This window comes from Dactylosporangium sp. NPDC000521, from assembly GCF_042898305.1.
GTDB lineage: Bacteria > Actinomycetota > Actinomycetes > Mycobacteriales > Micromonosporaceae > Dactylosporangium.
Map to the genome: position 1 here is coordinate 1 of NZ_JBIAYW010000013.1, position 13,789 is coordinate 13,789.

Annotated in this window: 12 protein-coding genes; 10 read left to right on the forward strand and 2 right to left on the reverse strand. The window is 71.8% G+C overall.

All coding sequences use genetic code 11. The annotated features are described in order from the left end of the window. Window positions 1-396 precede the first annotated feature (396 nt). Complete coding sequence (locus ACFY3L_RS35225; protein ID WP_389334213.1) at window positions 397-1,527, reverse strand: FAD-dependent oxidoreductase; 1,131 nt, start codon at window positions 1,525-1,527, stop codon at window positions 397-399. Window positions 1,528-1,684: 157 nt separating this feature from the next. Here ACFY3L_RS35225 and ACFY3L_RS35230 point away from each other — a divergent pair, with 157 nt between their 5' ends. Further along, complete coding sequence (locus ACFY3L_RS35230) at window positions 1,685-2,275, forward strand: TetR/AcrR family transcriptional regulator (protein WP_389334858.1); 591 nt, start codon at window positions 1,685-1,687, stop codon at window positions 2,273-2,275. 56 nt (window positions 2,276-2,331) lie between these two features. Continuing rightward, window positions 2,332-3,180 (forward strand): NAD-dependent epimerase/dehydratase family protein, encoded by an 849-nt coding sequence (locus tag ACFY3L_RS35235; RefSeq protein ID WP_389334216.1) that lies wholly within the window; start codon window positions 2,332-2,334, stop codon window positions 3,178-3,180. Between the two features lie 89 nt (window positions 3,181-3,269). Here ACFY3L_RS35235 and ACFY3L_RS35240 read toward each other — a convergent pair whose 3' ends face one another. Further along, a complete protein-coding gene (locus tag ACFY3L_RS35240) occupies window positions 3,270-4,430 on the reverse strand; it encodes a hypothetical protein (protein ID WP_389334219.1) in 1,161 nt (386 codons plus the stop codon). A 189-nt stretch (window positions 4,431-4,619) separates the two neighbouring features. Between ACFY3L_RS35240 and ACFY3L_RS35245 the strand changes: the two genes are divergently transcribed. The 8 genes from ACFY3L_RS35245 to pilO all read left to right on the forward strand — a co-directional run bounded on the left by ACFY3L_RS35245 (window position 4,620) and on the right by pilO (window position 13,781). After that, window positions 4,620-6,290 (forward strand): GspE/PulE family protein, encoded by a 1,671-nt coding sequence (locus tag ACFY3L_RS35245; RefSeq protein WP_389334222.1) that lies wholly within the window; start codon window positions 4,620-4,622, stop codon window positions 6,288-6,290. Between the two features lie 46 nt (window positions 6,291-6,336). Continuing rightward, window positions 6,337-7,422: a type IV pilus twitching motility protein PilT gene (locus tag ACFY3L_RS35250; RefSeq protein ID WP_389334861.1), complete on the forward strand. Its 1,086-nt coding sequence runs from the start codon at window positions 6,337-6,339 to the stop codon at window positions 7,420-7,422. Between the two features lie 60 nt (window positions 7,423-7,482). Beyond that, a complete protein-coding gene (locus ACFY3L_RS35255) occupies window positions 7,483-8,715 on the forward strand; it encodes a type II secretion system F family protein (RefSeq protein ID WP_389334224.1) in 1,233 nt (410 codons plus the stop codon). Between the two features lie 87 nt (window positions 8,716-8,802). Further along, entirely contained in the window at window positions 8,803-9,318 is a 516-nt protein-coding gene (locus ACFY3L_RS35260; protein ID WP_389334227.1) for a prepilin-type N-terminal cleavage/methylation domain-containing protein, read from the forward strand. 80 nt (window positions 9,319-9,398) lie between these two features. Beyond that, window positions 9,399-10,175, forward strand: a complete 777-nt coding sequence (locus tag ACFY3L_RS35265; RefSeq protein ID WP_389334230.1) for a prepilin peptidase — start codon at window positions 9,399-9,401, stop codon at window positions 10,173-10,175. A gap of 20 nt (window positions 10,176-10,195) precedes the next feature. After that, entirely contained in the window at window positions 10,196-11,218 is a 1,023-nt protein-coding gene (gene pilM, locus ACFY3L_RS35270) for a type IV pilus assembly protein PilM (RefSeq protein ID WP_389334232.1), read from the forward strand. Further along, entirely contained in the window at window positions 11,215-13,236 is a 2,022-nt protein-coding gene (locus ACFY3L_RS35275) for a hypothetical protein (RefSeq protein WP_389334234.1), read from the forward strand. Before pilM ends, ACFY3L_RS35275 begins: the two co-directional genes overlap by 4 nt. Further along, a complete protein-coding gene (gene pilO / locus ACFY3L_RS35280; RefSeq protein WP_389334236.1) occupies window positions 13,236-13,781 on the forward strand; it encodes a type 4a pilus biogenesis protein PilO in 546 nt (181 codons plus the stop codon). Before ACFY3L_RS35275 ends, pilO begins: the two co-directional genes overlap by 1 nt. Window positions 13,782-13,789 lie beyond the last annotated feature (8 nt).

The window sequence follows — 13,789 nt, forward strand, 5'->3', positions numbered from 1 at the left end:
AAGCCTAGAGAACTCCCATCATCCCAGCCCAGAGGGCATTTCCCATACCCGCCGACTCGTCACATCTCGATGCCCCTCGGTGGATCGAGGCTAAGCAACGCCGAAACCAGTGCGCTGACCGCACTCCATCCGACGTCGCACCCGGCCACCGCCAAGTCGGCGCCGACGCGGTGGCCGCTTCCAACTCGACGCCGCAACCAACCACCGCCAGGCCGACGCCGAAGCCACAAACACCAACCACGTTCCATTCGACGCCGCACCCGACCACCGCCAAGCCGACGCCGAAGCCACAAACACCAACCGCGTGCTGCTCGATGCCGCACATGACCGCCGCAGAGTTGGCGGTGAAGGACGGTGTGCTGGCTGCAGGCTGCTCGGCGTGGCGGACGGGTGGGGTCAGGGGGACGGTGAAGGTGTGGCGGGGACGGTGTTCCATTCGACGTCGTAGTCGTGCATCCAGGCGCCGCCCTTGTCGGCGAAGCGGCGGAAGAGGAACGGCATCAGCAGGTCTCGTGCGCGGGCGGTGAACGGGCCGGCGACCTTCGCGTCGCGGTTTGCGCCGGCCACCTTCAGCATCTGGTCGGTGCGGGGGCGGCGCAGCTGCTCGTACCGCGCGAGGGCCGCGTCCAGACCGGAGGTGTCGCGCAGGCAGCGGGCGAGCACGACAGCGTCCTCGACGGCGAGGTTCGCGCCCTGGCCGGCACCCATCGGGTGGGCCGCGTCGCCGAGCACGACCATCCTGTCGCGGTGCCACCGTGGTACGCCACCCGGCAGCGCCTGCATCACGGTGCGCGGGTGCCATTGCTCGGTGTCGCGGACCAGTGCCGCCGCCGGTCCGTGGTCCCTGGCGAACAGGGCCGCGAGCGCGTCGTGGTCCACCGCGCCGGTCGGGGGCGTGGCCGAGGGCACCTGCGCCGCCCACAGGGTGCCGGCGGTGGTCGGCGCGCAGACCATCGTCGCCCGCGCGCCGAACGTGATCGTGAACGCGCCCGGCTCGACCCGGTGCGCCGATCGGCCGCCGACCGTCCACAGGCCGGCGTAGTGCGCGACCGGGGCGTCCGGGTCGATGACGGTCCGCAGCCGCGAGTGGATGCCGTCGGCGCCGACGATCAGGTCGGCGGTCGCGGTGCCGCCGTCCGCGAACACGGCCGTGCGGCCGGGGCCGACGCCGGTCAGCCGGCGGCCGGTGACGAGCCGCGCGCCCGACTCCAGGGCCAGGTCGCGCAGCGTCTCGACCAGGCGCCCGCGCATGAGCGTCACCCGGCCGCGGGCGGCCTCGCCGAGCAGCTTGCCCCGGCCGCTGCGCAGTCGTAGCAGCGGCAGCGCCGTGCCGCGGGCGGCGACCGCGTCCCGGCAGCCGATCGCGTCGAGGGCCCGCAGCCCGTTGGCGCCGAGGCTGACGAACGACCCGACGTCGCCCGCCGGGTCCGCGTACGCCTCGTGCACCGTCACGTCCCACCCGATCCGTCGCAGCGCGATCGCGGCGACCGGTCCCGCGACCCCGCCCCCGATGACCATGGCCTCCATGCCCGCCACTCCTTTACTGAATCCAGATTCGGTGAACTACGATTCAGTTTTACCGGCTGCTACGGTCGACCGTCAAGAAGGGGGCCGGCAACAGACCGGCCGGCAAGGGGAAGGCCGGTACGAGGGCAGGCCATCAAGAGGAGAGGTCGTGATCGCGATGGCCACGCGCAAGGAGAAGGCGGCCCAGACCTCCGCCGCCCTCAAGGAGGCGGCCAGGCAGCTCTTCGCCACCCGCGGCTACCTGAACACGAAGATCAGCGACATCACGGCCGAGGCCGGGCGCGCGGTCGGCTCGTTCTACGACCACTTCGCGAGCAAGGAGGAGCTGCTGCGGGCGCTCCTGGGCGACATGCAGGCCACCGCCGACGAGGCACTCCCCGACCACGACCCAGACCACGACCTGTCCGACGAGGCGCAGCTGCGCTTCCACGTCGCCGCGGCCTGGCACACGTTCAAGACCCACCTGCCGGTGATGGTCGCCCTCTTCCAGTCCTCGATGCTGGAGGCGCCGTTCAGCGGGCAGGCCCGCACCCGCCTCGCCGAGGACACGGAGATCCTCCGGCAGCACCTGGAGCTTCTCGCATCACGCGGCCACCCGCTGCCGGGCCGCCCCGCCGTGGTCGCCGAGGCGATGGGGGCGATGCTGGCGATGTTCGCCTACGCGCACCTCACCGCGCCCGAGCCGCGGCTGCCGGACGACGAGGCGATCGACACCCTCACCGCGCTGCTGCACCGCGGCCTGCGGTAGGACGGACGACGAGGCTGTCGACACCCTGCGCCGGGGCCTACGGTAGAAACGTAGGCATGGCAAGGATCGTCGTCACCGGAGCACACGGCAAGACCGGGCGGGCGGTCGTCGCCGACCTGCTCGCCCACGGCCACCACGTCGTCGCCACCGACGCCGTCGGCAAGGCAGGCCACCTCAGCGAGCTCGGCACCCCCATGGTGGTCGCCGACCTGACCGACTACGGCCAGGCGGTCGAGGTCGTCCAGGACGCCGACGCCGTCGTGCACCTCGCCAACATCCCGGCGCCCGGCATGCATCCGCCCGCGGTCACGTTCAACCGCAACTCGACGATGAACTTCAACGTGTTCCACGCCGCGCAGAACGCCGGCGTCGGCCGGGTCGTGTGGTCCTCCAGCGAGACGACGCTGGGCCTGCCGTTCGACACTCCCCCGCGCTACGCGCCGGTCGACGAGGAGCACTACCCGTTCCCGACGACGACCTACGCGCTGTCGAAGGTCGTCGGCGAGACCCTGGCCCGGGAGATCTCCGCGTGGAGCGGCATCCCGTTCGTCGGCCTGCGGCTGTCCAACGTCCACGCGCCCGAGGACTACGCCGCCGTCCCCGGCTACTGGAGCGACCCGCACTCGCGGAAGTGGAACCTGTGGGGGTACGTCGACGTGCGCGACGTGGCCACCGCCTGCCGGCTCGCCCTCGACGCGCCGGTCGAGGGCGCGAGCTCGTACGTGATCGCCGCCGCCGATACGATCATGGACCGCCCGTCCGCCGAGCTGATGCGCGAGGTATTCCCGGAGGTGCCGCTGACCCGCGAGCTCGGCGAGTTCGAGACGCTGCTCTGCATCGACCGGGCCCGCGAGGTCCTCGGCTACGACCCGCGACACTCATGGCGCACCGAACTGGACACCTGAAAGCCCGAAGCGCCGCCGAAAGCCCGAAGCACGGCCGGATGCCAGAAGCACGGCCGAAAGCCCGAAGCGCGACACCTGAAGCCGCAGCGCTAATCGGACAGCAGCGCCAGGAGCTCCGGCAGGGCGGTCGGTGAGACCGCGAGCTCGTGCAGATTGCACTCGGCGCCCGAGTCCGAGGTCAGGACGCCGGGCGTGGCGGGGTGGAGGCGGCGCCAGCCGCGGGAGGTGAGCGCGGCCTCCATCACCACGACCACGGACGGGGTCGCGTCGAGGTCCTCGGGCTCGGTCGGCGGTTCGGGCTGAGCCGGCCAGTTCGCGGCGACCAGCTCGTCGAGGCGGGTCAGCAGCACCTCGACCACCTCCGCGTCGCCGGTCGCCGGGCGGCCCAGCAGGGTGGCGACCTGGTCGTGCACGGCGCGCGCCTGCCGGACGACCCAGCCGGGCCAGGCGGTGGCCGGCACCGCGGCGAACGTGGTCCACTCCGCCGGCGAGCGGCGCAGGACGTGCCGGGCCAGGGCACGCTCGTCGGCGGCCGGGAGCGGGTCGACGGGCACGAGGTCCGCGGCCCGCAGCGCCAGGTGTGCGGCGGTCAGCGGCGCGATGGCGCCCGCGAGGTTCGGGTGCCGGTTCATCAGGGTGGTCCGGGTGTCGTCGTCGACGGACGCGAGGATCGCGCCGGCGCGGATCGCGGCGCGCCAGCCGTCGTGGACGTCCTGGATCGCCGCCGCCGCGTACTGCCACACCTGCTCCTCCAGGTCGAAGGCGAGGTCGGCGAACTCGAACTCGGCCAGGTCGGCCTTCACGACCGCGCGGGCCGCGGTGTGCAGCCCGGACGCGCTGCTGGCGGCCTGGTCGGCCTTGCGCTCCAGGGCACTGGCGAACTCACGGGTGGCGCGCAGCACCGCCGCCGCCCGCGGGGGCAGCTCGACGCGCGACGGGTCGGCGGCCTCCTCGTACAGGTCCCGCAGGCGCGCGACGAGGTGGGCGCGGCGGTGGTCGACGATGGCGAGCTCGTGCGCGACCAGTGCGCGGATCTCGTCGACGGTCAGGCAGTGCAGCAGCGGCAGGCCGACCAGCAGGACCCGCCGGCGGCGGCTGGCCCAGGCGCGGACGACGCCGTGGCCGGTGAGCAGGACCGCGTCGGGGGCTGCCACCCCGACACGCGTGGCGACCTCGGTGACCAGGGTCAACAGCTGGCCGCTGGCGGCGACTCCCTCCGGTGGGGCCCCTGGTGGGCGTCCGTAGCGCATCAGGACCCATCTCGCGCGCCACACACTGATTTTGCCGGGCAACGGATCTTCGACGACGGCAACCGACACAGCGAAGCATCCTCATGACGGCGGAGCTGCACGTCAACGAGCACCGGCCATCCAGCGGGGGTGAATCCCGAAAGTCACCCGGAGCGGTGCCGATGATGCCGTTGAGGACCCGGGGGTGAGATGTACCAGACGTTCAGTCCGTTGCTGGACGCGCTGAAGGAACGTGGAGCGGATCCGCAGGCGGTCGACCGGGCGGCGGAGGAGGCGGAGCGCACCGGGCGGTCGATCCGCGCCGTGCTCATCAACGACCACATCGTCACCGAGGATCAGCTCACCGAGGCGTCCGCCGACGCGTACGGGATCCAGACGCTGGACCTGGTGGGTTACCCCATCGATCCGGCGGCGATCACGAAGATCCCGATGGCGCTCGTCCTGAAGCACCGGGTCCTCGGCATCGCCCTCAACGACCTCGAGATCACCGTCGGCATCACCGACCCGGGTGACGTCCTGGCGCTGGATGACGTCCGCGCCGCGACGGGCCTCACGGTCCGCCCGGTCGTGGTGGCCCGCTCCGAGCTGCGCAAGATCATCGACCGGTTGAAGCGGGAGGAGAACGACCTCGGCGAGGTCGCGGAGAGCCTGCGGGCGGAGTCGACACCCGCCGTCTCGGCCCTGACGACGCTCAACGAGGACGCGCCGATCGTCCGGTACGTCAACTCGCTGCTCGAACAGGCGATCGTGAACCGGGCGTCCGACCTGCACCTGGAGCCGGGCGAGCACAACATGCGGGTGCGGTACCGCATCGACGGCGTCCTGCACGAGGTCGACACCGTGCCCAAGCACGTCCAGTCGGCGCTGATCTCCCGGTTGAAGATCATGTCGAACGTCGACATCACCGAGCGGCGCGTCCCGCAGAACGGCCGGATCACCGTCGAGATCAACCAGCGGGCGGTCGACCTGCGGACCGCGACGCTGCCGACGGTGTGGGGCGAGAAGATCGTGCTGCGGGTCCTGGACACCAGCGGCATGGACCTGAAGCTGGCGAAGCTCGGCTTCAGCAAGGCCAACGCGGAGCGCTTCGCGGCGTCCTACCACAAGCCGCACGGCATGCTGCTTGTCACCGGCCCGACCGGCTCGGGCAAGTCGACGACGCTCTACGCGACGCTCGCCGAGATCAGCAAGCCGACCGTCAACATCATCACCGTGGAGGACCCGGTCGAGTACCGGCTGCCCGGCGTCAACCAGGTGCAGGTGGACCACAAGGCGGGTCTGACGTTCGCGGCGGTGCTGCCCGCGATCCTGCGCTCCGACCCCGACGTGGTGCTCATCGGCGAGATCCGGGACCGCACGACCGCGCAGCTGGCGGTCGAGGCGGCGCTCACCGGCCACCTGGTGCTGTCGACCCTGCACACCAACGACGCGCCGAGCGCGGTCACCCGGCTCGTCGAGATGGGGATCGAGCCGTTCCTGGTCGGCTCGTCGGTCGACTGCGTGCTCGCGCAGCGGCTCGCGCGCCGGCTGTGCGACTGGTGCCGCACCGAGTACGAGCCGACCGAGGCCGAACTGGTCGGCGCGCGGTGGCCGTACGACATCCTCGGCACCCCCCGCACGCTGTGGCGTCCCGTCGGCTGCCGCTCGTGCGCCAACACGGGCTACCGGGGCCGGATCGCGCTGCACGAGGTCATGCCGGTCTCCGCGGAGATCGAGAAGCTGGCGATCGACCGGGCCTCGGCGCACGAGATCCAGGCCGTCGCCCGCCGGGAGGGCCTCGTCGACCTGCGGCTGGACGGCCTGGCGAAGGCCGCCGAGGGGCAGACCTCGATCCCGGAGGTCGTCCGGGTCGCCGTGTAACCCTCAACACAGCGGGGGCGCTGCCGATGGGCCGCGTGTGGAGACCATGGTGACCAGCGACGAGCGCGCCTCGCTCGACGCGATGCTGGTGTCGCTCGTCCGCGTCGGCGGCTCCGACCTGCATCTGACCGTCGGGGCGCCGCCGACGGTGCGGATCAACGGCGGGCTGCGGTACCTGCCGGGCTATGACGACCTCACGCCCGCCGACACGGAGATGCTGGTCCGCGCCGCCGTGCTCAACGAGAGCCAGTGGAAGCACTTCGAGCAGGTCCAGGAGCTGGACTTCGCCTACGCGATCGAGGGCGTGTCGCGGTTCCGGGTCAACCTGTACGCGCAGCGCGGCTCGTTCGGTGCGGCGTTCCGGGCGATCCCCCACAACATCAAGCCCCTCGACCAGCTCGGCGTGCCGGAGCAGGTGGCCCGCTTCGCCCACCTGCACCGCGGGCTCGTGCTCGTGACCGGGCCCACCGGCTCGGGCAAGACGACGACGCTCGCGGCGATCCTGGACCTGGCGAACCGGACCCGCTCCTCGCACATCGTGACGATCGAGGACCCGATCGAGTTCCTGCACGAGCACAAGCGCTGCCTGGTGAACCAGCGGGAGGTGGGCGCGGACACGACGTCGTTCTCGATGGCGCTGAAGCACGCGCTGCGCCAGGACCCCGACATCATCCTCGTCGGCGAGCTGCGCGACCTGGAGACGACGTCGACGGCGCTGACCGCGGCCGAGACCGGCCACCTGGTCCTGGCGACGCTGCACACGCAGAGCGCGGCGCAGACCGTCGACCGGGTCATCGACATCTTCCCGCCGCACCAGCAGCAGCAGGTGCGGGCGCAGATGTCCAACGCGCTGCAGGGCGTCGTCACGCAGACCCTCGCGCCACGCGCCGACGGGCAGGGCCGCACGATCGTCACGGAGATCATGTTCGCCACGCCGGCGATCCGGAACCTGATCCGTGAGGGCAAGAACCACCAGATCCCGTCGTTCATGCAGTCCAGCGGCAACGACGGGATGCTCTCGTTCGACCAGCACCTGGCCGAGCGGGTCCGCCAGCAGCTCGTCACGTACGAGACGGCGCTGGAGATGTGCCACTCGGCGGAGGAGTTCCGCCGTCTCGCCGGCCGGATGTGAGCCCGTCATGAGAGAGCGAAGCGAACGAGTCATGCCGTCGGCGCGAAGCGAGGTGACGGCATGAGTGCGACGAAGACGTACGACTACCAGTCGATCGACCACGACGGGAAGCGCGCCAAGGGCAAGATCGAGGCGTCCAACGAGCTCGCCGCCGCGCAGCTGCTGCGCCAGCAGGGCCTGACCCCGCTCGCCATCACCAGCGCCGACACGCTGATGAAGCGCGACATCACCATCCCCGGCCTCGGCGACCGGACCACGCTCAAGGACCTGTCGGTGTTCTCCCGGCAGTTCGCGACGATGACGCAGTCCGGCATGTCGCTCCTGCGCTCCCTGGCGGTGCTGGAGGAGCAGGCGCAGAAGCCGTCGCTGAAGAAGGCGGTCGGCGAGGTCCGGCTCGACATCGAGGGCGGCATGTCGCTGTCCGGCGCGCTCGGCAAGCACCCGAAGGTCTTCCCGGCGCTGATGGTGGCGATGATCCGGGCCGGCGAGACCGGCGGCTTCCTCGACAGCGCCCTGGACCGCATCGCCACGAACTTCGAGAAGGACGCCCAGCTGCGCGGGAAGATCAAGAGCGCGCTCACGTACCCCGTGATCGTGCTCCTCTTCACCGCCGTGATGATCAGCGCGGTGCTCATCTTCATCGTGCCGATCTTCGAGAAGATGTTCAAACAGCTCGGCGGCGAGCTCCCGCTCCCCACCAGAATCATCGTCAACGCCAGTCACACGCTCTTCTGGCTGGGCCCGCTCGTCATCGTCGTGTTCGTCGTGGTCACGGTGACGCTGCGGAAGATGATGGCGGTGAACCCCGCGGTACGGCTGCGGGTGGACAAGACAAAGCTGAAGCTGCCGGTCTTCGGGCCGCTGTTCACGAAGATCGCGCTGAGCCGTTTCTCGCGCAATCTCGGCACCCTGCTCGGCGTCGGCGTGCCGGTGCTGCAGGCCCTGGACGTGGTCGGCGCCACCACCGGAAACGCTGTCATCAGCAACGCCATGGCCGATCTCCAGAACGCGGTGCGCGAGGGCCGGCCGATGTCCTCGCAGCTCGGCACGCACAAGATTTTCCCATCGATGGTCGTGCAAATGGTCGAAGTCGGCGAAGAAAGCGGCCAAATCAGTCAGATGCTGGAAAAGGTTGCCGATTTCTATGACCGGGAGGTGGACAGCGCGGCCGACGCACTCACCGCGTCCATCGAACCGATCATGGTGCTCGTCATGGGTGGCGTGGTCGGCGGGATGATCGTCTGCCTCTACCTGCCGATGTTCTCGATCTACCAGAACATCCAGAGCAACTGAACGCAATTGCAAACGAACAGCGCGCCAGGCAGCGGAGCCTCGCCGCAACCACCACCACACCCCCATGCAGGAGCAGGAGGCTCACCCATGAAGGAAACGCTGCGCAGGATGCAGAAGAAGCGTGCCGCCGGAGACAGCGGATTCACGCTCGTCGAGCTCCTCGTCGTTGTCGTGATCATCGGCGTCCTTGTCGCGATCGCCGTCCCCATGTACCTGAACTACCGCAAGGGCGCGGCGAACAAGTCCGCCGAGTCCGACGTCCGCGCCGCCGTCAGCGCCGTCGAGCAGTTCTACACCGAGAACAACAACAAGTACCCGGACGACATCCCCGCGCCGGGCACCGAGGGCAACAACGTCATCTTCAAGCTCGGCTCGGCGACGACGGGGCAGCAGGTCGCGACCCTCTCGCCCGGCAACACCCTGGTCTACAAGCAGCTCGCCCCCGGCACCTACCGGATCTGCGGTATGAATGCGGACGGCGGGGTCGTCTACAAGTACGAGAGCGCCGTCGGCGGCTCGGTCAAGAAGACCAACGACAAGAACCTTCCCGACTGCATCGGCGCCGCCGCGCCGTCGGCGCCGTCGGCGCCGGCCACGCCCTGATCGGTCCAGTCCGACGCTGTGGCGGCCCGTCTCCAACGGGCCGCCACACCCGGCTCTGACGCAAGGAAAGGAGCACGCTGATGCTGTTCGCGCTCGTCGGCGTGCTCGGCCTCGCGATCGGGTCGTTCCTCAACGTCGTCATCCACCGCGTCCCCCGCGGTGAGTCGCTGCTGCGGCCGGCCTCGCACTGTCCGCGGTGCACGGCGCCGGTCCGGCCCTGGCACAACGTCCCCCTGCTCGGCTGGCTGCTGCTGCGTGGCCGCTGCGCCGACTGCAAGGCCCGGATCAGCGTCCGCTACCCCCTGGTGGAGCTCGGCACGGCCGCGCTGTTCGTCGCCGTCGCCGCCCGCCTGGGCTGGTCGGCGGCGCTGCCCGCCTGGCTGTACTTCGCCGCGATCGCGGTCGCCCTGGCCCTCATCGACCTCGACGTGCTGCGCCTGCCCAACGCGATCGTCCTGCCGTCCTACCTGGTGGTGCCGGCCCTGTTCCTGCCCGCCGTGGCGCTGGAGCGGGACTGGTCCGCGGGGCTGCGTGGCCTCCTGGGCATGGCGGTGCTCTTCGCCTTCTATCTGCTGCTGTCCCTGGTGTACCCGGGCGGCATGGGCTTCGGCGACGTCAAGCTCGCCGGTGTGCTGGGCCTGTACCTCGGCTGGCTGGGCTGGGCACCCCTCGCCGTCGGGACCCTGGCGGCGTTCCTCCTCGGCGGGATCGCCGGGATCGCGCTGATGGCCGGCGGCCGCGCGGAGCGCAAGACCGCGGTGCCCTTCGGCCCGTCGATGCTCGCCGGGGCGCTGGTCGCGCTCTTCGCGGCGGCGCCGATCGCCGACTGGTACACCTCCATCCTCCTGCCCGCCTGACGGTTTTTCTAAGGAGCACGATGGCTGCCGTCAACCTCATCGGACTGGACATCGGCACGACGTCCATCCGTGCGGCGGAGACCAGCAACAGCAAGGACGGGCCGGTCATCAGCAACTTCGGCCACATCCTGCTGGGCCCCGGCGTGGTGCAGAACGGCGCCGTGCAGGACGAGCAGGCCGTCACCACGGCACTGAAACAGCTGTGGGCGACGCATCGGTTCCGCAGCCGCAAGGTCGCGCTCGGCGTCACCCACCAGCAGGTCGTGGTCCGCGAGACCACGGTCGCCAACCTGCCGGCCAAGGAGATGCGCAAGTCGCTGCCCTTCCAGGTCCGCGACGCGCTGCCGCTCGCGCCGGAGAAGTCGCTCATCGACTTCCACCCCCTCGCCGAGCCCGACGGCGACACCGTGCGCGGGCTGCTCGTCGCCGCGCCGAAGGAGCCGGTCCTCGCCGCCATCCGGGCCATCGAGGCGGCGAAGCTGCGCGTGGTCCGGGTGGACCTGTCCTCGTTCGCGCTGCTGCGCGCCGCGTCCCGCCTCGACGAGAACGTGGAGGCCCTGGTCGACATCGGCGCCCACGCGACCAGCGTCATCGTGCACCACGACGGCGAGCCGCTCATCGTGCGCACCATCCCCCGCGGCGGCAACGAGATCACGAAGACCGTCGCCGACCGGCTCGACATCCCGGCCGAGCAGGCCGAGGAGCTCAAGTGCCGCATCGGCCTGCGCACCGACACCGACGGGCAGACCGCGTCGGCGCTCAAGGACGCGGTCCGGCCGCTCATCAACGAGATCGGCAGCTCGTTCGCGTACCTCACCGCCGGCGGCCGGCAGGCCCGGGTCAGCCGGCTCGCCCTGTCCGGTGGCGGCTCGCTGCTGCCCGGCCTCCTGGACGCCCTGCGGGCCCAGCTGCGCGTGGAGGTGATCGCCGTCGACCCCGTGATGCGGGTGCGCGGCCTGCGCCGGGTCCGGCACGGCAGCCTCGAGCAGGCCCGCGCCTCCGCCGCCGTCTCGGTCGGCATGACCCTGGCGGGCGCGTCGTGAGCGGCGCCTGGTGGGAGGAGGAGCCGGAGCGCAAGCTCACCGGCATCGTCCTGCCCTCGTGGAACGACGACCCGGACGACGACGACCGTGATCCCGGCCCGTCCGCGCCGCCCCGGGGTGGCTACCAGCCGTCCGGCTCCGAACCGCCCCCGGGCGGCTACCAACCGGTGCCGCCGGCCGGCCACCGGCGGATCGACCCGCTCACCGACCCGCTCACCGACCCCTTCACCGGCCCTCTCGACAGCGGCCGGTGGCAGGAGGCGCCGGCGACACAGCCGGAGCGTATCGTGCCGGTCGTGCCGCCGGGCCCGCCGCCGGCGTGGCCCCCCGCCACCCCCGAAGCCACGGATCCCGAGCTCACGGGCACCGGTCCCGAAGCCACGGGCCACCCGCAGGCGCGGGTCGAGCTGCCGTCGCTCCCCGAGGCGGCCCTCGTCTCGCAGACGGCGGCGGCGGAGGCGGCCCCGCCGCGGCGGGAGTTCCCCAGGTACATCGCCGGAGAGCTCATCCTGCCCGGCACCGGCGAGCCGGCCGCCGCCCTCGGCGCGCGCACCGAGCCCGTCGAGACCTGGGACCGCGCGGCCGAGGCCCGGATGCGGCCGGCCGAGACGTGGGCGCCCCAGCCGACCTCCCAGCCGACCTCCCAGCCGGGGGCCGACCGGTCCGCCGCCCTGCCGCCGCTCACCCCGCCGCCGGTCACGCCCGTGCCGCCGCCGGTCGCGCCCGCGCCGCAGCAGGAGGAGGCCGACGCCCCCGCGGGCCCCATCAGGTCGCTGCCCGGCGTCCAGTTCACCGCGCCCGCGAAGCCACGCCCGGCCCTCACGGCGCAGCCACCCGCCGCGGCCGCACGGACCATGCCACCCGCGACCATGCCACCCGCGACCATGCCACCCGGAGCCACGCCGCCGGGGACCACGCCACGCCTCGACCCCGCGCGCCAGGCCGCGCCCTCGCCGGGGCTACCGGAGGCCAGCGTGCCGCCGCCACCGCGGCCGGCCCCGCCGTCGATCCCGCCCACCGACCAGGCGATGCCGCCTGCCGCCACGCCCCCGGCCCCTGGCACCGCGCCCGCGCTGCCGCCCGCCGCGGGGCCCGGCGCGGCGCAGCCCGCCGCGTGGCCCACCCAGCCGTCGAACCACTCCGCCACAGGGCCCGCTCAGGACACCCTGCCGGCGGCGCTGCAGGCCGCCGTCCAAGCGGCACCGGCGCGGGCGGCCGCGGACGCCGCGACCGCCGTGCAGCCCGCCGTGCCCGCGGTCGTCCACGCCGCGCAGCAGAGCGCACCGGGTGCCGCGCAGGACGTGCAGGCGCCGCCCGTACAGGCGAAGAAGAGCCGGGAGAGTGCGCCGCACCCCGCGTTTCCCGACGCGACGGCACGGACGATGCGGATCCTGCCGATCGCCGCCGACCTGCTCCCCCTGGAGATCACGGACCTGCGGCGGCTGCGGATGGTGCGGCGGCTCGTGATCGCCGGGGTGGCGTTGTGCGTCGCCCTGCTGCTCGGGTGGTACGTGGTCGCCGACGGCAAGACCGGCGAGGCGCAGTCGGAGCTGACCGCCGTGCAGGACAGCCGGCGGGACCTGAACCGCAAGAAGGCGACCTACACGCAGCTGGAGTCGACCCGCCAGCAGATCACGGACATCACGACCCAACTGGGGATCCTGATGGAGCGGGACATGTCGTGGTCTGCCCTGCTCGTCTCGCTGCGCAAGGCGGCGCCGAAGAACGTCACGGTGGCGAACGTGACCGGTTCGCTGGACCTGGAGGGCACCGCCAACGCCCCCGGTGACGTGGTCGGCATGCTCACCCTGTCCGGCACGGCGCCGTCCAAGGACGAGGTCGCGGCCTACGTCGACACCCTCGGCACGGTCCCCGGGCTGGCCAACCCGTTCCCCTCCGAGACGACGCAGGACGACTCCGGGCTCCACTTCACCATCCGGGTCGACATCACCAAGGCGGCGCTCGGCGGGCGGTTCACCTCACCGAGCGCGGCCCCCAGCGCGTCAGGAGGCAAGTGATGCGACCCGAACGGCTCTGGATCCTCGGCGGCGCGTTCACCGCCGTCATCCTGCTGGTGGCCGGCTACTACTTCGTCATCCAGCCGCGGTACCAGGAGGCCGAGGACCTCAGGACGCAGGCCAACGACACGACCATCGAGGTGGCGAAGTTGCGCACCCGGATCGCGGACCTGGACAAGGACAACCAGAACCTCGGGCAGTACACCGCGCAGCTGGAGAAGGACCTCGACGCGCTGCCGGCGTCGGACTCGGTGGCGGCGCTGCTGCGCCAGGTGCAGACCGCGGGCGACGTCACCGGGGTCACCGTCAGCGGGGTCAGCGTCGGAGGCGCGACCGACGTCGCCGGCGCCGGGCCGCTGACGGTGCACGCGCTGCCGATCAGCCTGACGGCCGCCGGTCCCGCCGCGAAGATCGAGCCGTTCCTCGACCAGCTGCAGAAGGTGCAGCCCCGGGCGCTGCTCATCAGCGCCGCGAACCTGGCCACCACCGAGGGGCGCACCTCGCTGACCCTGACCGTCCAGGCGTTCTACGCCACCGGGAAGTAGCCGGCACC